Annotated in this window: 15 protein-coding genes and 1 pseudogene; 13 read left to right on the forward strand and 3 right to left on the reverse strand. The window is 62.3% G+C overall.

The genetic code is table 11. The annotated features are described in order from the left end of the window. The first annotated feature begins 2 nt into the window (after nucleotides 1-2). Complete coding sequence (locus tag ACK5NW_RS03075) at nucleotides 3-479, forward strand: MarR family winged helix-turn-helix transcriptional regulator (protein ID WP_416924933.1); 477 nt, start codon at nucleotides 3-5, stop codon at nucleotides 477-479. A 132-nt stretch (nucleotides 480-611) separates the two neighbouring features. On the opposite strand, the gene ACK5NW_RS03080 is transcribed toward ACK5NW_RS03075, so the two are convergent. Beyond that, nucleotides 612-1685, reverse strand: a complete 1074-nt coding sequence (locus ACK5NW_RS03080; protein ID WP_416924935.1) for a homocysteine S-methyltransferase family protein — start codon at nucleotides 1683-1685, stop codon at nucleotides 612-614. A gap of 98 nt (nucleotides 1686-1783) precedes the next feature. Between ACK5NW_RS03080 and ACK5NW_RS03085 the strand changes: the two genes are divergently transcribed. After that, on the forward strand, nucleotides 1784-3799 hold the full coding sequence (locus ACK5NW_RS03085) for a RecQ family ATP-dependent DNA helicase (RefSeq protein ID WP_416924937.1): 2016 nt from the start codon (nucleotides 1784-1786) through the stop codon (nucleotides 3797-3799). A gap of 239 nt (nucleotides 3800-4038) precedes the next feature. Continuing rightward, entirely contained in the window at nucleotides 4039-5025 is a 987-nt protein-coding gene (locus tag ACK5NW_RS03090; RefSeq protein WP_416924939.1) for a restriction endonuclease, read from the forward strand. Between the two features lie 19 nt (nucleotides 5026-5044). On the opposite strand, the gene ACK5NW_RS03095 is transcribed toward ACK5NW_RS03090, so the two are convergent. Further along, nucleotides 5045-7396, reverse strand: coding sequence for an ATP-binding protein (locus tag ACK5NW_RS03095; protein ID WP_416924941.1), 2352 nt, complete (start codon nucleotides 7394-7396; stop codon nucleotides 5045-5047). 311 nt (nucleotides 7397-7707) lie between these two features. Here ACK5NW_RS03095 and ACK5NW_RS03100 point away from each other — a divergent pair, with 311 nt between their 5' ends. The 9 genes from ACK5NW_RS03100 to ACK5NW_RS03140 all read left to right on the forward strand — a co-directional run bounded on the left by ACK5NW_RS03100 (nucleotide 7708) and on the right by ACK5NW_RS03140 (nucleotide 18692). Beyond that, on the forward strand, nucleotides 7708-9201 hold the full coding sequence (locus tag ACK5NW_RS03100) for a mechanosensitive ion channel (protein ID WP_416924943.1): 1494 nt from the start codon (nucleotides 7708-7710) through the stop codon (nucleotides 9199-9201). A 143-nt stretch (nucleotides 9202-9344) separates the two neighbouring features. Continuing rightward, nucleotides 9345-9482 carry a hypothetical protein gene (locus tag ACK5NW_RS03105; RefSeq protein ID WP_416924945.1) on the forward strand — a complete coding sequence of 46 codons (138 nt, stop codon included), beginning with the start codon at nucleotides 9345-9347 and terminating at the stop codon, nucleotides 9480-9482. Between the two features lie 240 nt (nucleotides 9483-9722). Continuing rightward, entirely contained in the window at nucleotides 9723-11603 is a 1881-nt protein-coding gene (locus ACK5NW_RS03110; protein ID WP_416924947.1) for a phosphoenolpyruvate carboxykinase (GTP), read from the forward strand. A 187-nt stretch (nucleotides 11604-11790) separates the two neighbouring features. Beyond that, nucleotides 11791-13224: a pyruvate kinase gene (gene pyk, locus ACK5NW_RS03115; RefSeq protein ID WP_416924949.1), complete on the forward strand. Its 1434-nt coding sequence runs from the start codon at nucleotides 11791-11793 to the stop codon at nucleotides 13222-13224. Nucleotides 13225-13382: 158 nt separating this feature from the next. Continuing rightward, entirely contained in the window at nucleotides 13383-14270 is an 888-nt protein-coding gene (locus ACK5NW_RS03120) for a fructose bisphosphate aldolase (RefSeq protein ID WP_416924951.1), read from the forward strand. Nucleotides 14271-14284: 14 nt separating this feature from the next. Further along, nucleotides 14285-15187: a phosphoribosylaminoimidazolesuccinocarboxamide synthase gene (locus ACK5NW_RS03125; RefSeq protein WP_416924953.1), complete on the forward strand. Its 903-nt coding sequence runs from the start codon at nucleotides 14285-14287 to the stop codon at nucleotides 15185-15187. Between the two features lie 440 nt (nucleotides 15188-15627). Continuing rightward, nucleotides 15628-16662: an ATP-binding cassette domain-containing protein gene (locus ACK5NW_RS03130; protein WP_416924955.1), complete on the forward strand. Its 1035-nt coding sequence runs from the start codon at nucleotides 15628-15630 to the stop codon at nucleotides 16660-16662. A gap of 128 nt (nucleotides 16663-16790) precedes the next feature. Continuing rightward, complete coding sequence (locus tag ACK5NW_RS03135; protein ID WP_416924957.1) at nucleotides 16791-17462, forward strand: TetR/AcrR family transcriptional regulator; 672 nt, start codon at nucleotides 16791-16793, stop codon at nucleotides 17460-17462. 63 nt (nucleotides 17463-17525) lie between these two features. Continuing rightward, the gene (locus ACK5NW_RS03140) at nucleotides 17526-18692 is read left to right on the forward strand and encodes a phosphoserine transaminase (protein ID WP_416924959.1); all 1167 of its coding nucleotides are present in this window, start codon (nucleotides 17526-17528) and stop codon (nucleotides 18690-18692) included. A gap of 386 nt (nucleotides 18693-19078) precedes the next feature. Here the strand turns inward: ACK5NW_RS03140 and radA are convergent, their stop codons facing one another. Further along, nucleotides 19079-20566: a DNA repair protein RadA gene (gene radA / locus ACK5NW_RS03145; protein ID WP_416924961.1), complete on the reverse strand. Its 1488-nt coding sequence runs from the start codon at nucleotides 20564-20566 to the stop codon at nucleotides 19079-19081. 154 nt (nucleotides 20567-20720) lie between these two features. Here radA and ACK5NW_RS03150 point away from each other — a divergent pair. Then, nucleotides 20721-21495 (forward strand): annotated as a pseudogene (locus ACK5NW_RS03150) (transposase). Nucleotides 21496-21607 lie beyond the last annotated feature (112 nt).

The following is a 21607-nucleotide window of genomic DNA, read 5'->3' on the forward strand; positions in this document are numbered from 1 at the left end:
AAATGTATGAAACTGCTTCCTACGACGACCGCTGGCGCCAGACCCACCTGGGCCGCTTGCTGGGCCACGCCATGCGTCGTTTTGACGCCCGCGTGCTGCAACTGATGGCGGCCAGCGAACGTGCGCCGCTGGCGCTGGCCAACCTGGCCGCACGCGACAAAGTGGGCGCGGCGCACATTCACATCACCCGCCATTTGCCCCTGGAAGGCGCGCGTTTGACGGCTCTGGCGCAATCGGCCGGGATATCCAAGCAGTCCATGGGCGACTTGGTGGACCAGTGCGAAGCCTGGGGCCTGGTGGCGCGCGAGGTCGATCCGCGCGACGCCCGCGCCCGGCGCATCGTCTTCACCCCCGTCGGGCTGGACTGGCTGACGGCGTTCAAAGAAGCCGTGGCGCAAGCCGAAGCCGAATTTCACGACGCCGTGGGCACCGACGTGGCCACGGTGGTCGCGCTGGGGCTGGAGGCGTATACAGTCTGAGAGTCGCAATAGCGCCTCAAACTGCGGTATCTACTGCGCGGCATCTGCCATGCGACGCTTGCTCAATCGCTATCAAAAGAAGAGCTTATGGCGCTTGACCAGCAAGCACCGAAGGCACTTTTTACTTAAAACTCACGCCGCTTCACGGTAAAACCCCGCCGCATGCACGCCGCGCGGTGCCAGTGGGCCGACAGCGCGGGCGATGGCGCTGATGTGCTCGGGCGTGGTGCCGCAGCAGCCGCCGACGATGTTGAGCAGCCCTTCGGCGGCAAATTCGTGCACCAGACGGCTGGTGACTTCGGGCGTTTCGTCAAAGCCGGTGTCGCTCATGGGGTTGGGCAAACCCGCATTGGGGTAGCAGCTGATGAAAGTGTCGCCCGCCACCTTGGCCAGCTCCTGGATGTAGGGGCGCATCAATGCCGCGCCCAGGGCGCAGTTCAGGCCCACGGCCAACGGCTGGGCGTGGCGCACGCTGTGCCAGAAGGCGGTCACGGTCTGGCCCGACAGCACGCGGCCCGAAGCATCGGTGACGGTGCCACTGATGATCAGCGGCAGGCGCTCGCCGGTTTGCTCAAACGCTTCGTCCACCGCAAACAGCGCCGCCTTGGCATTCAGCGTGTCAAAGATGGTTTCGACCAACAGCACATCAGCGCCGCCCTCGATCAAGGCCACGGTTTGTTCAAGATAAGCCGTGCGCAGTTGCTCGAACGTGATATTGCGCGCGCCGGGGTCATTCACGTCGGGGCTGATGCTGGCCGTGCGCGGCGTGGGGCCTAACGCGCCCGCCACGTAGCGCGGATGCTCGGGAGTAGAAAACTTGTCGCAGGCCGCACGCGCCAATTGGGCTGACCGCACATTCATCTCGCGCGCCAGCTCGGGCATGGCGTAATCTTCCTGCGCCACCGTGGTGGCACCAAAAGTATTGGTTTCGATCAGGTCAGCCCCGGCGGCGAGGTACTGCTCGTGAATGGCGCTGATCACATCGGGGCGCGTCAGACTCAGCAGCTCGTTGTTGCCTTTCACATCCTTGGGCAAATCGGCAAAGCGCGCCACCATGGCCGCATCCGGCCCGCCTTCGCCCCGGTACTGCGCCTCGCCCAGCTTGAAACGCTGAATCATGGTGCCCATGGCACCGTCCAAGACGACCAAACGGTGTTTCAGGATCTCTGGCAGCGCAGCGGCGCGGGTGTAGATGGGCAAACTCATGCCTGCGATTGTAAAAAGCCGCTTTGGGTCTTGCTGCAACGTGGCCATTAACCGGCACATCTGTCGCCCACCACCGCATTGACGACAATCGGCTCTTCATGACCTTGCTTTCGCCCCGTGCCACCATCTCTGAACACCCCGCCAACCAATCCCCCCTATCCGTGGGTACCCACGTGCTGCACGAGGTGTTTGGCTACAACCAGTTTCGCGGCCAGCAGGCCGAGATCGTGGCACACGTCAGCGGCGGCGGCGACGCGCTGGTGCTGATGCCGACCGGCGGTGGCAAAAGCCTGTGCTACCAGATCCCGGCCATCGTGCGCCAGCGCGCCGGGCGCGGGGTGACGCTGGTGATCTCGCCGCTGATCGCGTTGATGCACGACCAAGTGGGCGCGCTGGACGAATTGGGCGTGCCTGCCGCATTTTTGAACAGCACCCAGAACTGGGAACAGACCGAAGCCATTGAGCAACGCCTGCTGGCGGGCCAGATCACGCTGTTGTACGCCGCCCCAGAGCGCGTGGGCACGCCGCGCTTTTGGGGCTTGCTGGACACGCTGCACGCCAACGGCAACCTGAGCCTGTTCGCCATTGACGAGGCGCATTGCGTCAGCCAGTGGGGGCACGACTTTCGGCCTGAATACCGCCAGCTCACCGTGCTGCACGAGCGCTGGCCCACCGTGCCGCGCATTGCCCTGACGGCCACGGCCGACGCCACCACGCGCGCCGACATCGTGGAGCGGCTGCAACTGCAAGATGCGCAGCAGTTCGTCAGCAGCTTTGACCGACCCAACATCCGTTACGCCATCGTTGAGAAGAAAGACCCTACGCGCCAGTTGTTGCAATTCATTGAACGCGAGCACGAAGGCGAAGCGGGCATCGTCTACTGCCAGTCGCGCAAGCGGGTAGACGAATTAGCCGCCACGCTGAACCACCACGGCGTGGCCGCGCTGCCCTACCACGCGGGGCTGGATGCCGCAGTGCGCCAGCAGCACCAGGACCGCTTTTTGCGTCAGGACGGCATCGTCATGGTGGCCACCATCGCCTTTGGCATGGGCATCGACAAGCCTGACGTGCGCTTTGTCGCCCACGTCGACATGCCCAAGAACATCGAAGGCTACTACCAGGAAACCGGACGCGCCGGCCGCGACGGCGCACCGGCCGACGCCTGGATGACCTACGGCCTGCAAGACGTGGTGAACCAGCGGCGCATGATCGACGAAAGTCCGGCCGAGGAGAACTTCAAGCAAGTGATGCGCGGCAAGCTCGATGCCCTGCTGGCCCTGGCCGAGGCCACCGGCTGCCGCCGCGAACGGCTGTTGGGCTACTTTGGCGAGGCCATGGAAACCGGCCAGAATGCCATCAAATCAATAGCTTATAGCGCAGTAACAACAAGCGATAGCGGTCAGTTTGATGACGATTGTGCACCCCGCTACCGGCCCGGTTTCTGCGGCACCTGCGACAACTGCCTGAACCCACCCGATGTGTGGGACGCTACCGACTGTGCGCGCAAGCTGTTGTCCACCATCTTTCGCGTGCAGCAAATGAGCGGCATCGCCTTTGGCGCAGGCCACCTGATGGACATCCTGCGCGGCAAGGCCACCGACAAAGTGGCGCAATACGGCCATCAGCAGATATCGACTTTCGGCATCGGGGCGGAATTTACCGAAACGCAGTTGCGTGGCGTGCTGCGCCAGTTGATCGCCACCGGCGCCGTGCAGGTGGACGCACAAGCTTTCAACACACTAAAGCTGTTGCCCGCTGCACGGCCCATTTTGCGTGGCGAACAAACTGTGCGCCTGCGTGCAGTCAGCGCCACGCCCACAGCCCGCAAAAGACGCACGCGCGATGGCAGCGCCCGCACGGCGCTGTCGCCCGCAGTGGCGGAGTTAAACAGCGCCGCGCAAACCCGCTTTGCCGCCCTCAAAGCCTGGCGGGGCGAAGTCGCGCGCGAGCACAACCTACCCGCTTACGTGATCTTTCACGACGCTACCCTGGCCGCCATTGCCGCACGTGCGCCACAAACCCTGTCGGATCTGCAAGGCGTCAGCGGCATTGGTGCGACCAAGCTGGAACGGTATGGGCAGGAAGTGTTGCGTGTCATGCACACTTTGAGCTAAACCAGCCGTCTCAACCTGCCTGGCACCGCACAGACACTGCGCCAGTAGTTACAAATGCACACTCCGGGGTGTTGTCCCGGCGGGATACACCCAAATCTGTAACGGTTGTGAAATGGCGCACAGGCAAAGCGTCCGGCTGCGTCCACAATAGGTGTCGAATTTGCCGCCTTGGGCGTGCCACAAACAATGCCATTGTTTGTCCCGTTTATCTTGTTTATCCCGCACGGCAAACCACCATCATGCCCCGCAACCCTTTGCTCGCCGCCTTCCAACGCAACCGCCTGGCTGACGGGGACAACCGTGCGCTGTGGCTCATCATCGGCTTGGTAGCCGCCGCTGTGGTCGTCGCCTTGCTGGTATTGAGCATAGGGGGGCGTTCCGACCCTTGGCGCGTATGGCCATCGGCGTTTTTGGTGGCGGTGGTGGTGGCACTGTGTATCTGGCCTGACAGCCAGCAGACCGCGCCCAAAACCTTCCGCCCCAGATCTCCTGCATCCACACCCGGGCCGGTGCGGCCGAACACGCCGACATCTGCCGTCACCCACGACTCGGCCTGGACGCAACTGTCCCGGCACGCCACCTTGTTTTTTGAAAAGCGCGGCCTGCACAGCGCCGCCAGCACCTCGGCCTGGACGCCCAATGCCGACCATTGGCTGCACAAAGGCCCGCGCAAATACCTGGTGCACGCGCGCTACTGGCAGGCGAGCATGGTCGATGAGGCCGAGGTACGCAGCTTCATCAAAACCATACGGCAGCACAACGCCAACGGCGGCGTGCTGCTGTGCAGCGCCGATGTATTCACCCCGGCTGCGCGCGCCGTGGCCAAAGGCCATTCCATCATGCTGCTGGAGCCTGCGGCGTGGATCGGAGCCTCTCGCCATGCGCAGGCTACACGAGTAGCTCAAGCTGCCGCATCACGAACAGGGCCAGCCTCTGTACTTCCTGCAGAGGCCGCCACCACCAACGCTCAACCAATCGGGCCAACATTACGTCCAGATCACGAGGTTCGTGCGCGTCGTGACTTCGAGCCGACACAACCGCTGTCGAAAGCCGAACGGGCACAGATAGGAAAACAGATGCAGGCAGCCCAACATATGAACACAGTCAGTAACAGTAAGCGTGCACCACAACGCGAATTTCCCGCTACAGAGCTAGTCACCCCGACCGAGTTTTCCGACCTGAGCGCGCTCCTGCCCGTAGCTGGCCAAACCCCTGGTCGCACCTAATAAGCGCCCATAACGAACGCTACGACACAAACCCCATCGAACGCTGCTCGCGCACCTCGGGTTTGATGCGGTGCTCGGCCTCCAGTTGCTCCAAAAACTCATCGGGGCTGAACGCCGTGGCCAAAATGTCGGTCTGGTGCTTGACGGCGGCAAAGTCACCAAGCGTCAATTGTTCCAGTTTCAAAAGCCGCTGGCGCAGCGCGGGCAGCAGCCCATCGGCATGGCCATCCAGGGCTTCGGTGATGAACATGCGTTCGCGCTGTTCGGCCGTCAGCGGCATGAACTTGATCTTGAAGGCAAAGCGCCGTAGCGCCGCCTGGTCGATGCGTTCCAGCAAGTTGGTGGTGCAGATGAACACGCCGTCGTGGCGCTCCATTTGTTGCAGCATCTCGTTGACTTCGGTCACTTCGTAACTGCGTTGCGCACCACGGCGGTCGAGTAAAAAACTGTCGGCCTCGTCCAGCAGCAGAACGGCTTTTTCCTCGCTGGCTTCGCGGAACATGGCGGCCATGTTCTGCTCGGTATCGCCCACGTACTTGCTCACCAATTCGCTGGCGGGCTTGATGATGAGCGGCTTGTCCATTTGCTGGGCGATGTATTCGCCCAGCGCGGTCTTGCCCGTGCCGGGCGCACCGTAAAAGCACAGCGCCCCGTGGCCGCGCGCTTTCAGTGCCTGAACGATGCGTGGCACCTCGAAACGGCTTTCCACATTCAGCATGTCCAGATCGTAGGTGGTGACCTGGCGGCGGCCCTTGGCACCGGCGGCATTAGGCTTGCGGCCCAGTGCGGCGTCGGCGTTCTTCAACTGGCGTTCGATCAGGGCCTCGAACGCCTCGCCACCAGCACCATCGCCCACATGCGCCAGGTCGGCAAAGCGCACCGCAGTGCGGATTTGCGCGGGTGTCAGGCCCTTGCGTTCGGTCAGTTTGGCGACGAACCCGTCGCTCACGGCCACGCCCTGCAAGGTCTTGCGCACCAGTTGCTCGCGGGCACCGGGTGGGGGCGATTTCAGCTCCAGATGGTAGGCAAAGCGACGCCTGAAAGCCGGGTCAATCTGCTCAATGCGGTTGGTGATCCAGATGGTGGGCACCGGGTTGTTTTCCAGAATCTGGTTGACCCAGGCTTTGCCGCTCACACTGTGGCTGACGGCGCTGGCCAGCGCCTGCTGCTCGGCGCGTGCCATCAGACCCGCCGCATCGACGCTGATGGAGGGAAACACGTCTTCCACCTCGTCGAACAGCAACGCAGCTTCCTGCGAGCCTTTGAGGAACACTTGCGCGATCTGCATGGAGCGGTAGCGGTCGCGCCCGGACAGGCTGTTGCCATCCCGATCGGCATATTCCACTTCAAACAAATCCAGCCCCGCTTCGCGCGCGATCACCTTGGCCAGCTCGGTCTTGCCGGTGCCGGGCGGGCCGTACATCAGCACGTTGACGCCCTGTGCCTGAGTGGCCTGCGCCTTGCGCAACAGGTTAATCAGCACTTGCACGTCGTCGCCCACGAAACTGAAGTCGTCCGCCTTCAGCCCGCTTGGACTCGCCGGGCGGGTGAACACCGCCATCAGCTCAGCGCGGTCACGATACTCGCGCATCAGCACCGGCGGCAGCTTTTCGCTGACCTTCATCAAATCGGCCAGGTCGGTGATGCTGTGCTCTGAAATCAGGTTCTCGACCAGGCCAATGCGCTCCAGCCGCCCACCGGCGCGCAGCGCCTCGCCCACTTCGTCCGCCTTCACTCCGGCCAGGGTGGCGATGGCGGCATAAGCTTCGGGCGCGTTGTTGACTTTGAACTCCACCAAAATGCTGCGCAGATCGCGCTGGTAACGCGCCAGCGTGCCGTACAGCAGCAGCGCGCGCTCGGCCTTGTTCAATTGCAACAGCTTGGCCAGCGCGTCGATGTTTTTCTGCACCAGGGTGGACTGCTTTTTCAGTGCATGCCCCAGCCACTGGCCGGTGGCGGCCAACAGCGCCAGCAAATCCTTGGGGGCGTCTTTGGCATATTCGTCCAAATAAAAGAACAACGTGCCTTCTTCGTAAGGGCCGCGCCAAAGGCCGTGCCGCGCCAGAAATTCGCGGTTGTCCAGCGCTTCATGCCCGCGCCAGAATTCGTTGTCCTTGCAGCGGCGAGCCAAAAAACCGCGCAGTCGCGCCAATACCGGCTCAGGCCATACCAGGTGGCGACCGGCCAGCGCCATCAGTCCATTGATGTCGCGCCGCACGTTGAATTTGCCGCCCTGCTGCGCGGCCAGCGTCAGCACGAATTGCGAGCACATCAAATCCAGCACCGGCGCATCCGTCAACCCAGGCGAAGCCAGCAGGCCCGCTTGCAGGTGGGAAGTGCTCAGTTGGGGGGTGGTCATCCGTTTGGCCATGAATCACATCCTCCATGAGGTTGGAAGCGAGTGTCCTGGAGCGTGTTCAACGTCTCCTCGCAAAAACTTTGAATACGCTCTTGAACATGAATCACCTTAACGCAATCGACCTCGTGGGTGAATACCAAGGGCAGCGCTCGCAGCCAGGATGGACAGGTGGTATCTACAAATAAATTCACGTATCCATGGGTCTTGGGACAGGAAGGCGCGCGAATCACGCCCGAAACCGCCCATCACGGCCTCTGCGGTTGACGCTGCCCGCTTGCGGCGTCATCATCGACTTGATACTTAACTGTGAGAGGAGTAAGCAAATGAGTAACTGGTCGACCATGTGGGAAGCGCTACAGGGTTCGATGGGCGTTCACATCCCGCAACTGCTGGGCGCGCTGGCGATTTTTGTCGTCGGCTGGCTGGTGGCCGCGCTGGTCAAGGCCGGTGCCCGCAAGGGCCTGGGCGCGCTCAAGCTGAACGAACGCTTTTCGGGCACTACCGGCAAACCCGTGGATATCGAAGGGGTGGTGGCGTTGGTGCTGTTCTGGGTGGTGCTTTTGCTCACCCTGGCTGCGGTGTTCAACGTGCTGAACCTGGCTTTGGTGTCGGGATCGTTTGCGGCGCTGACAACCCAGTTGTTTGAATACGCCCCTCGCCTGCTGGCGGCACTGCTGCTGGCCTTGCTGGCCTGGCTGCTGGCCACGCTGGTGCGCGGGCTGACGCAAAAGGCGCTGGACAAAACCACACTGGATGAAAAACTGTCACAGCACGCCAACATGTCGCCCATCAGCGAAAGCCTGTCCCAGGCGCTGTTCTGGCTGGTGGTTCTGCTGTTCGTGCCCGCCGTGCTGGGCGTGTTGCAGATGGAAGGCTTGCTTGCGCCGCTGCAAGATATGACGGCCAAGGCGGTCGACATCTTGCCAAATATCGTGGTAGCGCTGGTGCTGGGGGGCGTGGGCTGGATCGTGGCCACCATTTTGCGCAACCTGACGAGCAATCTGCTGCGCACCGCAGGCATTGACCAGGCGGGCAGCAAGGCCGGGCTGACCGAGACGGTACAACTGTCCCGGCTGGCAGGTCTGCTGGTGTTCATTGCGGTGTTCGTCCCGGCGCTGATTGCGGCGCTGGACGCGCTGAAAATCGACGCCATTTCACGCCCAGCCACCGACATGCTGGCGTTGCTGATGGATTCGGTGCCTCACATCATCGGTGCCGGGCTGATTCTGGCCGTGACCTGGATGGTGGCCAGCTTTGCCACCCGTCTGCTGGCCAGCTTGCTGGCCAATGTGGGGCTGGACGCCGTGCCCGCCAAACTTGGCGTGCAGCATGCGTTTGAGAAAACATCGGCTTCGGTGCTGGTCGGACGCATCGTGCTGGTGTTTGCCATGCTGTTTGCCGTGGTCGAAGCAGGCAACCAGTTGGGCTTTGTGCGCTTCAGCGACATGATCACCACCTTCATCGAGTTCGCAGGCGACGTACTGCTGGGCTCGGCCATTCTGATCATCGGCTTCATGCTGGCCAATCTGGCTTACACGGCCATCACCCGCGCCAGCGGCACATCCACCATGCTGGCCCAGATCGCCCGCTTTGCCATCCTGGGCATCGTGCTGGCCATGGGCCTGCGTGCCATGGGCATTGCCGACGACATCGTCAATCTGGCCTTTGGCCTGACGCTGGGTGCCGTGGCCGTGGCCGTGGCGCTGGCCTTTGGCCTGGGTGGACGCGAAGCCGCTGCACGGCTGGCCAACTGCTGGGTCAACCGCCTGCTGGGTAACAAGGGCTGCGCCGCACCCAAAGATCACGATCCGTCCTGACCGCCCGGCGTCATCACCCGCGCTGCCACCTGCGCCATCTTCCCTTGGCCGGTGGCGGCGGCACGGTAGTGGTGACACCCTTGGACGGCTAAAATGACCGTTTCATACGATTGTCATCATTGAATGTTCATGAAAGGCCCGCCATGTCTGCACATACTCAAGAAGACCACGATTCGCAAGACCCGCTGGAAGCCGTCACCCGCTACATCCCGGTGGTGTTGCCCTTGGCCGGTGCCATTTTGATTTTTCTGCTGGCCTTCATCGCCGTGGCCATGGCCTGATTTATATTGAAAAACGCCTTTAACGCATATGCATCAAGCGTTGACAGCTATCAAAATAAAAGCATACTTACTTTGGCTGGCGTAGCCAGCGCCGCTCGGCGGGCCAACCAGGTCTGTGGCCCGCCCCCACTTTTCAAGCCCCGCACCGGGCGCTTGGCTCTTTCCGGTCAGAGCAGTCCGCTTTCCCAAAACCCCCTTTGGTTTTCGGAAAGCCGATTTTTCAACTTAGGAGCCCTGCCGATGAACGCCCGACTCAACCCCAGTCTGGTCAAAAACCTCAACGTGCCCGACTATGTTCAAAACGCCCAGTTGATCGCCTGGGTGGGCGACATGGTGGCGCTGTGCAAACCCGACAACGTGCTCTGGTGCGACGGCAGCGACGCTGAATATGACCGCCTGTGCCAGCAACTGGTGGACGCGGGCACTTTCAAAAAACTCAACCCCGCCAAACGTCCCGGTTCGTTTCTGGCCTGGTCAGACCCTTCAGACGTGGCGCGCGTGGAAGACCGCACCTTCATTTGCAGCGAGAAAAAAGAAAACGCCGGCCCCACCAACAACTGGGCACCTCCAGCAGAAATGCGTGCCAAGCTGCAACCGCTGTTCGACGGCTGCATGCGCGGGCGCACCATGTACGTCATTCCCTTCAGCATGGGGCCGCTGGGCAGCCCGATCGCTCACATTGGCGTCGAGCTGTCGGACAGCGCCTACGTGGCTGTCAACATGAAGCTGATGACCCGCATGGGCCGGGGTGCCATCGAAGTGCTGGGCGAAGACGGCGCATTTGTGCCCTGCGTGCACACTGTGGGCGCGTCGCTGGCAGCGGGCGAAAAAGACCAGACGGCCTGGCCCTGCAACCCGGACGTGAAGTACATCGTGCACTACCCCGAAACGCGCGAAATCTGGTCTTACGGCTCGGGCTACGGCGGCAATGCGCTGCTGGGCAAAAAATGCTTCGCGCTGCGCATCGCCTCCAAAATGGGGCAAGACCAGGGCTGGCTGGCCGAGCACATGCTGATCCTTGGCGTGACCTCGCCCGAGGGCAAAAAATCGCACGTGGCTGCGGCCTTCCCCTCGGCATGCGGCAAGACCAATTTCTCCATGCTGGTGCCGCCCGAAGGTTTCGCGGGCTGGACGGTCACCACCATCGGCGACGACATCGCCTGGATCAAGCCTGGCGCGGACGGCAAGCTGTACGCCATCAACCCCGAAGCCGGTTACTTTGGCGTTGCCCCCGGCACCAACCTGCTCACCAACCCCAACTGCATGGCCAGCCTGCATAAAGATGTGATCTTCACCAACGTCGCGCTGACCGACGATGGCGACGTCTGGTGGGAGGGCCTGGAAAAAGACCAGGGTACATTGCCCGACCATCTGATCGACTGGCAAGGCAAAGACTGGACACCTGCGGACGGCAAAGCGGGCCGAAAGGCCGCGCACCCCAACGCGCGCTTCACGGTGGCCGCCACCAACAATCCCGCGCTCGATGCCGCCTGGGACGACCCGGCGGGCGTGGCCATTGACGCCTTCATCTTTGGCGGCCGCCGCTCCACCACCGTGCCGCTGGTGACCGAAGCGCGCGACTGGACCGAAGGCGTGTACATGGCCGCCACCATGGGCAGCGAAACCACCGCCGCCGCCTTTGGCGCGCAAGGCGTGGTGCGGCGCGACCCCTTCGCCATGCTGCCGTTCTGCGGCTACAACATGGCCGACTACTTTGGTCACTGGCTGAACGTGGGCACCAAACTACAAGCCGCCGGTGCCAAGCTGCCCGCCATCTTCTGCGTCAACTGGTTCCGCAAAGACGAGGGCGGCAAGTTCGTCTGGCCCGGCTACGGCGAGAACATGCGCGTACTCAAGTGGATGCTTGACCGCGTCGAAGGCCGCGCCCAAGGCCAGCCCACCATGTTCGGCGTAACCCCGCAATATGACGAAATCAACTGGAGCGGCCTGGCCTTCAGCCCCGAGCAGTTCAAAACCGTCACCAGCATCGACAAAGCCGCGTGGCAGCAAGAATTTCACCTGCACGATGAGCTGTTCGCGCAACTGGAGCAGGGCCTGCCCAAAGCCCTGTCCGACACCAAATTGGCGCTGCAAAAGCGACTGGAAACACAAGCGCACTGATTCAGCCCGAACAACCTCGCGCTACAGCCCGCATGTCCATGCGGGCTTTTTTGCGCCTGCTCCAGCAAGGGGCTGATTTAACCGGCGAGCCTCAAACGCCCGGCATTGTTTGGCTTCAACGCATGGTCACACAGCAATGCGAAAATCTCACCATCCTGTGCTGCCACAGCTCTTTGCCTTAAATCATATGACCTACCGCGCCACCAAAATTGTTGCCACCTTAGGGCCTGCGTCCAGCGAGCCTGCCTTGTTGGAAGAGATGATCCGCGCGGGCGTCAACGTGGTGCGCCTGAACTTCAGCCACGGCACGGCGCAAGACCACATAGAGCGCGCCCGCCTGGTGCGCGAAGTGGCCGAGCGCGCGGGCCGCGAGGTGGCCATCATGGCCGACTTGCAGGGGCCGAAGATCCGCGTGGGCAAGTTTGCCGAGGGCAAAGTTGTGCTGGTGCCGGGCGCGCCCTTTGTGCTGGACGCGGGCCGCAAAGAGCCGGGCGACGTGCAGGGGGTGGGCCTGGACTACAAAGAGCTGCCGCGCGACGTGAAGCCGGGCGATGTGTTGCTGCTCAACGACGGGCTGATCGTGCTCACCGTGAATGCGGTGCGCGGCCAAGCGGTGCACACCACCGTCAAGCTGGGTGGCGAGCTGTCGAACAACAAGGGCATCAACAAGCAGGGAGGCGGCCTGACGGCACCGGCGCTGACGGCCAAGGACATGGACGATATCAAAACCGCCATGGGCCTCAAGGCCGATTACGTCGCGGTGAGCTTTCCCAAAAACGCCACCGACATGGAAATGGCGCGCCAGTTGTGCAACGTGGCCGGGGCCGAATGGGGCCACAAGCCAGGCTTGATTGCCAAGATAGAGCGCGCCGAGGCCATCCCCAAGCTGACCGAGATCATGGCCGCCAGCGACGGCATCATGGTGGCGCGTGGCGATTTGGCGGTAGAAGTAGGCAACGCTGCGGTGCCTGCACTGCAAAAAAAGATGATCACCATGGCGCGCCAGGCCGACAAACTGGTGATCACCGCCACGCAAATGATGGAGAGCATGATTGCCAACCCCGTGCCCACCCGCGCCGAGGTGAGCGACGTGGCCAACGCCGTGCTGGACGGCACCGACGCCGTGATGCTGAGCGCCGAAACCGCCGCCGGCAAATACCCGCTGGAAACCGTGCGCGAAATGGCCGCCATCTGCCAGGCCGCCGAAGAGCACGACCCGGTAGAGCTGGATGCTGATTTCAGCGGGGCCACCTTTCACCGCATTGACCAGTCGATCGCCATGGGCGCGCTGTTCACCGCCTTTCACCTGGGTGCCAAGGCCATCGTGGCGCTGACCGATTCAGGCTCTACCGCGCTGTGGATGAGCCGTCACCGCGTGCGCATCCCCATCTACGCGCTCACACCCAAAATCACCGCCCAGCGCAAGATGGCGCTGTACCGCAACGTGCGCCCCATGCTGATGGATACCGCCGCCGAACGCGACGCCGCGCTGGAGCAGGCCGAGGCTTACCTCAAACACCAGGGCGTGGTGTCGTCAGGCGACGTGTATGCCATCACCGCAGGCGAACCCATGGGCGCACCCGGCGGCACCAACATGCTCAAGATCAGCCGGGCGGGGTAGGCTGGCTGGTGATGCGACCCAGCGATATCGTCTGAGCCATCGCAAGATTGCCTCAGACCCGCAGCCTACAATTCGCGTTGCGCCTTCAGCGCCAGTTTTTTTAATCAAAACCGCCGCACCTCATGCGTGCGACTGCATTCTTAGCAAAGGAAGTCACGGTGAATCAGCAACAACTCGACAAAGTACGCCAAGGCAAGGGTTTTATCGCGGCGCTGGATCAAAGTGGCGGCAGCACGCCCAAGGCGCTCAAACTGTATGGCGTGCAAGAGTCTGAATATTCAGGCGATGTCGAGATGTTTGATCTGGTGCATGCCATGCGCACCCGCATCGTCACCAGCGACGCCTTCAACGGCCAGCGCGTGCTGGGTGCCATCTTGTTCGAGATGACCATGGATCGCCAGTTTGATGGCATGGATGCCGCCGCCTATCTGTGGAACAAGAAACAAGTCGTGCCGTTCCTGAAAGTCGACAAAGGTCTGGCCGATGAAGCCAATGGCGTGCAACTGATGAAGCCCATGCCCGAGCTGGATGCGCTGCTGGCGCGTGCAGCCCAAAAAGGCATCTTCGGCACCAAGATGCGTTCGGTCATCAACGCCGCCAACGCCCAGGGCATCAACGCCGTGGTGGCCCAGCAGTTTGAAGTAGGCAAGCAAATTCTGACGGCGGGCCTGATGCCCATCATCGAGCCTGAAGTCAACATCAAGGCTACCGACAAAAAAGAGGCCGAGGCGCTGCTCAAAGCCGCCATCCTCAAACAACTCGATGCACTGGCGGGCGAGCAAAAAGTCATGCTCAAACTGACCATCCCCACCGTGACGGGCTTTTACACAGAACTGGCGCAACACCCGCACGTGCTGCGCGTGGTGGCGCTGTCGGGCGGCTACAGCCGCGATGAATCAAACGCACTGCTGGCCCAAAACCCCGGTGTTATCGCCAGCTTCAGCCGCGCGCTGACCGAAGGCCTGAGCGCGCAGCAGACCGATACGCAGTTCAACACCACGCTCGATCAGTCGATTGAATCGATCTATCAGGCGTCCATCGCCTGAGATATCCCGGCCCCATGAACCACACTTCACCTCTGCACACCAGCGCCTTGCACAGCCTGCCCTTGCTGGCGCGCGGCAAGGTGCGCGACAACTACGCGGTGGGTGACGACCGCATTCTGATGGTGGCCAGCGACCGCATCAGCGCATTCGACGTCATCATGGGCGAGCCGATTCCCGGCAAGGGCGCGTTGCTGACGCAAATGGCGCTGTGGTGGTTCAAGCAACTGGGCGACATCGTGCCCAACCATTTGACCGGCGATGCGCCTGAAAGCGTGGTCGCGCCGGACGAAATGGCACAGGTGGCGGGCCGCGCCATGCTGGTGCAGCGCTTGCAGCCGATTCCCGTTGAGGCCGTAGTGCGCGGCTATCTGGCGGGAAGCGGCTGGAAAGAGTACCAAGACAGTCAGTCGGTGTGCGGCGTGGTCCTACCTGCGGGGCTGAACAATGCCAGCAAACTGCCGCAGCCCATTTACACCCCCGCAGCCAAAGCGGCGGTGGGTGAACATGATGAAAACATCACTTTCGAGCGCACGGTGGAAATGATTGGTGCTGATCTGGCTGGGCGCATCCGAGACACCAGCCTCCGCCTGTACGAACGGGCCGCCGCCTTGGCGTTCACCAAGGGCATCATCATTGCCGACACCAAGTTTGAATTCGGCCTGGACGGCGCAGGCCAACTGGTGCTGATGGACGAGGTACTCACACCCGATTCATCACGCTACTGGCCTGCGGACAGCTACCAAGAAGGCGTTAACCCGCCCAGCTTTGACAAGCAGTACCTGCGCGACTGGCTGGAGCAGGCTCAGATAGACGGTAAACCGTGGAACAAAAAATCACCAGCGCCAACACTTCCGGCAGAAGTAATTGCCAACACCGCTATGCGCTATCAACAAGCGCTTGAACAATTGCTGGCGTAGGCTGACGCACCCGGCCAATGACGGCCGCACCTTGGTGGCCTCATCTGCCGTTTGATTGAAACCCCAACCAACCCAGTGCCTGCCTTCTTTATCAAGCAACGGTATTTCTTGCCCTATTTACAAAAGGGTTGTTCTGTTTCTTAATATCAATCCAAACCCACTAGCCTGACGCCTGGTGGGCGATGCACCGATTTCTTAGAGCGTGTTGAAAATCTCAGCGTGAAGGGTGTGGGATGCGGATTGGGATGGATTTGCAACGCAGCAGACCGCCCGAGGCAGCGCCCACACACCCGCGCAGAGACGTTGAACACGCTCTTAAGTCAAGAGGCATGTCCACACCCCAGTGTTGGCTGCACCTCGCAACGCTTGTTGTTCAGAGCTTGCAGGGCTGCCTCAGCCATAGGGTTGGTGTGCTGCACGCTATTACATGGGGCCATGTCATGAACACACTTTTCATCGAAGCCATCAGCGCCCAAATGGCGGGCATGACCGTGCTGGATTCAGTCACCTTCACGGTCAAGCCCCAGGAAGTGGTGGCCGTCATAGGCCCGCCAGGCTGCGGCAAGCAGTCTTTGCTGCGCGTGCTGACCGGTCAGTTGCAAGCCAGATCAGGCCGTATTTTGTGGGGCAGCGAAGACATCACCGCGTGCCCGCCGGATCAGCGGCCTTTTGTGGCCCTGAAGCCGCGTGACGCCAGCATGGGGGAATGCCACGTCATCGACCACCTGCGTGCTGCCCGCCTTGCCACCGAAAACCAGCCCCCCGACACAGAACACTTGTTGCATCTGCTCGAATTGATGCCTTATGCAAAAACGCCCATGGCATCGCTGAATGCCGACCAATACCAGCGTGTGGCGCTGGCATGCGCCTTGTTGCAAACGACCGCCATGGTGCTGCTGGACATGTGCGCGATGCTGGGTTGCGCCAGCGAGATGGTGCGATTGCAAGCCTGCTTGCGCCACATCCGGCGTGAGATCAAGCCCACCATCATCATGGTGGCTGATAACGCCTGCGACGTACTGCCGGTGGCCAACCGGCTGGTAGTCATGGCCGGTGGACGGGTGCGGCAGGTGGGTGCGGTGGATGCGCTGTACCGCTACCCTGGCGATGCGCATGTGGCCTGCTCCGTGGGGCACTGCAATCTGATTCCAGGTGAATATATGGGTGCAGGGCTGTTTCGCAGCCAAAAAGGCATGCGCCTGCCTTGCGCCAACCCTTACCAGAATGGGGCCAGCGCCACGGTACTGGCGATTCGCCCGGAAGCCATTGCCATTGGCCCGCCCATGGGCGGCATGCAGGCGCTGGTCACGGATGTGGCGTTCATGGGCGCGCAGATCGAATACCAGTTGGATCTCGATGGTCATGCCTTGCGCGCAGTGGCACCGGCCTGGGGTTCAGGCATCCCTGATCTGCAACCAGGCGCTGCGGTAGACGTGGCATGGGATGCGCACGACGCCCAGCCGCTGAGCTATTAGGGCCACCACCGCCATGAACTGCTGCACCCGCCTTGCCAGCATGGCAGACTGCCCAGAGGCAGATCATCCAGGCCCATGCTTGAGTACGCGCTGGCTCTTGCGCCACCACATTGCAGGACACTTTCACTTTGCCTGATTCCGCCGCAAAAAACACGCCGACACTCCCTCGCCGCACACAAGAAGCGCGCAGCGCTGAAACGCGCCAACGCCTGATGAACGCCGCCCTCGACTTGCTGTCCGAGCGGGGTTACGAGCAGGTGTCTACCACCATGATGGCGCGCCGGGCAGGGGTGTCCAACGGCGCGCTGACGCACCACTTCCCCAGCAAGACCGAACTGATGGGCGCGGCGTTCGAGGCGCTGATTTTCGAGTGGCACGAAGCCTGCTACCGCAACCTGCATCCTAACGAAGGCCCTGACCGGCTGGCCAACTACATCCGCTATTACTGGCGCACTGCCTTCAATCACCCGCGTTATCTGGCGGTGGTGGAACTGATGCTTACCGCCCGGGGTGATGAAGCGCTGGGCGCGCGCATGCGCCAAGGGCTGGAGCGCTTTCGCCCCACCCGCGTGCGCATCGAGCGCGCCCTGCTCGGCTTTGACATCCACGACCCGGTGCGCGGCCCGATGCTGGATTTGTGCTTGAGCATGCTGCGCGGCATGGCCTTGCCCTTCAGCGCCAACCCCGACAAGCTCAAGAACGAGGTTTTGCTGGAAACATGGTTGTGTGCGATGGCACCTCTATTGCAAAACATCGAGCAGCCCCAGCCTGCTCACCCCGCACCATCAGACAAGGGCTGAGCGGCCAGCCAGGCCCGGATCACCTAGACTCCGATTTTTGCTTTGCCACTCAGGCTGCCTGCCATGTCCCGCCCCACTGCACCACCTTCTGCTCTACCCTCTGTTCGCCCTACTGCTCGCCCTACTGTTCGCCCCCGCATTCCGCACTTTTCTTCCGGCCCCTGCGCCAAGCGCCCCGGCTACGACGTGGCGCAGCTGGATGTGTCGGCCCTGGGCCGCTCGCACCGTTCGGCGCTGGGCAAAAAGCTGCTGGGTCTGGCGTGCAGCGAAACCGCGCGCCTGCTCAAACTGCCCGCCGACTACCGCGTGGCCGTGGTGCCCGCATCCGACACCGGCGCGGTAGAAATGGCGCTGTGGTCGCTGCTTGGCCCGCGCGGCGTGGACATGCTGGCGTGGGAGTCGTTTGGCGCGGGCTGGGTGAACGACGTGCGCACCCAACTCAAACTGGGCGATGTGCGCCAGCTTGAAGCCGACTACGGCCACCTGCCCGATCTGGGCCAGGTGGACTTCAGCCGCGACGTGGTGTTCACCTGGAACGGCACCACCAGCGGCGTGCGCGTGCCCCACGGCGACTGGATTGCCGCAGGCCGCCAGGGTCTGACCATTTGTGACGCCACCAGCGCCGTGTTTGCCATGGATTTGCCGTGGCCCAAACTGGATGTGATCACCTACTCATGGCAGAAAGTACTGGGCGGCGAAGGCGCACACGGCATGCTGATCCTCAGCCCCCGCGCCGTGCAGCGGCTGCAAAGCTACACCCCACCCTGGCCGCTGCCTAAAATTTTCCGCATGACCAGCGGCGGCCAACTCAACGAAGCGCTGTTTCGCGGCGACACCATCAACACCCCCAGCATGCTGTGCGTGGCCGACTATCTGGACGCGCTCACCTGGTGCGACCACATCGGCGGCGTGGCGGGCACCATCGCCCGCAGCCAGGCCAATTTGCGCGCGGTGGAAGACTTTGTGGCCGCCCACGATTGGATTGATTTTCTCGCCGCCACACCCGACACGCGCTCCAGCACCAGCGTGTGCCTGCGGCTCGACTTGCCCGCCGAACGCGTGCGTGCGCTGGCGCAGTTGCTGGAAACCGAAGGCGTGGCCTTCGACATCGGCTCGTACAAAGACGCTCCGCCCGGGCTGCGCATCTGGTGCGGGGCCACGGTGGAACAAAGCGACTTGCAGGCACTGATGCCCTGGCTGGCCTGGGGCTACGGACAGGTGCGCGCGTAAAACAGGTGTGCGCGCAGTCCAGGCGCGATGGAACATGGGTTAACGCGCTGCTTTTTTAAGCGTCAAACCTGCCATTAACGCCCATTCCAAAAGCCCCATCAACTATCAAAATCATTCTTTTCAATCTGGATCCGGCAGTTGGACGCATCCGATGGTGCTGTGATCGGCGTGCCAGGCAAGGCGCGAGGACGCTGCGGGCTTTTTTGCTGCCTGCAAGAACGAGCAACGCCGCATGGCGCGGCGAGCGCAGTGCCAGTGGGTGCTAATGGGTGCGGTGCGCCTTGACCTCCAGGGTGAGCGTGGGAAAAAGCAGAAAGTGGTGTATTGATGCGGCTTTCAAGAAGAACCAAGCGGCCAACTGCAATGGTGAACCTCTGTCCGGCCTATCACGCATCCAGCCCGCGCAGCAGCGCCATGGCCTCATCCACCCGCTCGACGGCGTGGATCGTCAGCCCTTCAAAAGCCTTGTCGCTCTTTTTGGGCGCGTTGGCCTTGGGCACCACGGCCACGCTGAAACCCAGCTTGGCCGCTTCTTTCAGCCGCTCTTGCCCGCGTGGCGCGGGGCGCACCTCGCCCGCCAGTCCCACTTCGCCAAACGCGATGAAGCCTTTGGGCAGCGCCTTGCCGCGCAGGCTGCTGGTGATGGCCAGCAACACCGCCAGGTCGGCCGCTGGCTCGCTGATGCGCACGCCGCCCACGGCGTTGACGAACACGTCCTGATCACCCGTGGCCACGCCCGCGTGCTGGTGCAGCACCGCTAGCAGCATCGCCAGGCGGTCGCGCTCCAGCCCCACCGACAGCCGCCGCGGGCTGGGGCCGCCGGTGTCGACCAGAGCCTGAATCTCCACCAGCATCGGCCGCGTGCCCTCCAGCGTGACCAACACGCAGCTGCCCGGCACCGGCTGCGCGTGCTGGCTCAAAAAAATCGCGCTCGGGTTGCTCACACCCTTCAGGCCACGCTCGGTCATGGCGAACACGCCGATTTCGTTGACGGCGCCAAAGCGGTTCTTGATGGCGCGTATCAGGCGAAAAGACGAATGCGTGTCGCCCTCGAAGTACAGCACCGTGTCCACCATGTGCTCGAGCACACGCGGGCCAGCCAATTGGCCGTCTTTGGTCACATGGCCCACCAGCACCACGGCGCAGCCGCTGGCCTTGGCCCAGCGCGTCAGGTGCGCGGCGCACTCGCGCACCTGCGCCACGCTGCCGGGCGCGCTGGTGAGCTGGTCGCTGTACACCGTCTGGATCGAGTCGATCACCGCCACCGCCGGTTGCTGCTGGCCCAGCGTAGCCAGAATTTTTTCCAGTTGAATCTCAGCCAGCACCGCCACCTGCGAGCCGGTGATGCCCAGGCGTTTGGCCCTCAGCGCCACCTGGGCGCCGCTTTCCTCTCCGGTGACGTACAACATGGAGCTCCCACGCTGCGCGGCTTCGCCTGCTGCGCTGCCCCCCGAGGGGGCCGCACCCTGCCTTGGGAGCGGCCCAGCGGCCAGGGTATCGCCCCCACGCTGCGTACGTTGCAAAGCATCCAGAGCCTGCAACAACAAAGTTGATTTGCCAATGCCCGGGTCACCGCCGATCAGCACCACCTGGCCTTGCACAATGCCACCGCCCAGCACGCGGTCCAGCTCGCCCTGCCCGGTAGGCGTGCGCGCCACGTCCACCGCCTCGATCTCAGCCAGCGGCCGCACACCGGCAGGCGGCACCAGCGCCGCAAAGCTGGCACCCAACCGGTTCTTGCCTCCTGCCGCAGCGGGTTCAGCTATCGTCTCCACCAGCGTGTTCCACGCCCCGCAACCCGGGCACTTGCCCAGCCAGCGCGCGCTGCTGGCACCGCACTCGTTGCAGATGTAGATCGACTTGTCTTTGGCCATGCGGCGATGGTAGCGGCAGCACAGGCATCACAAGCATGTGCGCGAATGTCGTCCATAGACAACAATACAGTGATCAATCACATAGCAGCATTGGGAGCCTCTAAAAACCCCCACCCTCCAACCTCGGTCTATTTGAAACACTGCCCCCCGCATCATGCCCCAGCCGCGTAGCGCCCTGAAGTTCGACCTGTTTGCCGATGACGCCCACAGGCGCAAGATCGAGAGCTTGGGCGATCCCCTTGAGCTGATCGCGCGGCACATCGACTTTGAGCATCTGGCGGGCCTGATCGATGGCTTGTTTGCCCGCACCGACGGTGCCAAAGGCGGACGCCCACCGCAGCCCACCCAGGTGATGGTGCGCATCCTGATCTTGAAGCGCCTGTACAACCTCTCGGACGAACAAGTCGAATACCAGCTGCTCGATCGCATGAGTTTCAAGCGCTTTTGCTTGCTTGGAAGCTCAGCCAACGTGCCCGACCGCAACACCATCTGGCAGTTTGCGCAGCGCATCGGCGTCGATGGGGCCACCGCCATCTTCCAGGGCGTGGACAGCCAACTGAGTCAGCACGGCTACATCGCCCGAGGTGGCCAGGCCATCGACGCCAGCTTGGGGCTCAGCGCCCATCCAGCACTTGAGCAAGAGCGACAAAGAGCAGCTCGATCAAGGCCAGACACCAGAAGACTGGAGCGCAGCCAAGCGCCGTCAAAAAGACCTGGATGCCAGCCACACCAAGAAACACGGCAAGGCCTACCACGGCTACAAGCTCATCCGCACCATTGGACAGGCCAGAGCCACCGTGGCCATGACGATGGTGGCTGCGTGCTACAACCTCAAACGCTTGGCCCGGTTCCTGGAAGATGGGGTTGATGCCTTCTACAAGCAGATCCCATCAAAGAGCCAAGTACGCCCGCAGATGGCCAGAGCGTGAGAAAAAGGCCCCAAAAGGGTCAAAAAGAGGGATAAAACGACCAAAAATGATCAAAACAAGCCAAGGCTGCCCAAAAAATAGGCAGAACTGGATTCGACCCCAATGTCGCTGG

The sequence above is a fragment of the Ottowia sp. genome (assembly GCF_047975795.1).
Lineage (GTDB): Bacteria > Pseudomonadota > Gammaproteobacteria > Burkholderiales > Burkholderiaceae_C > Ottowia.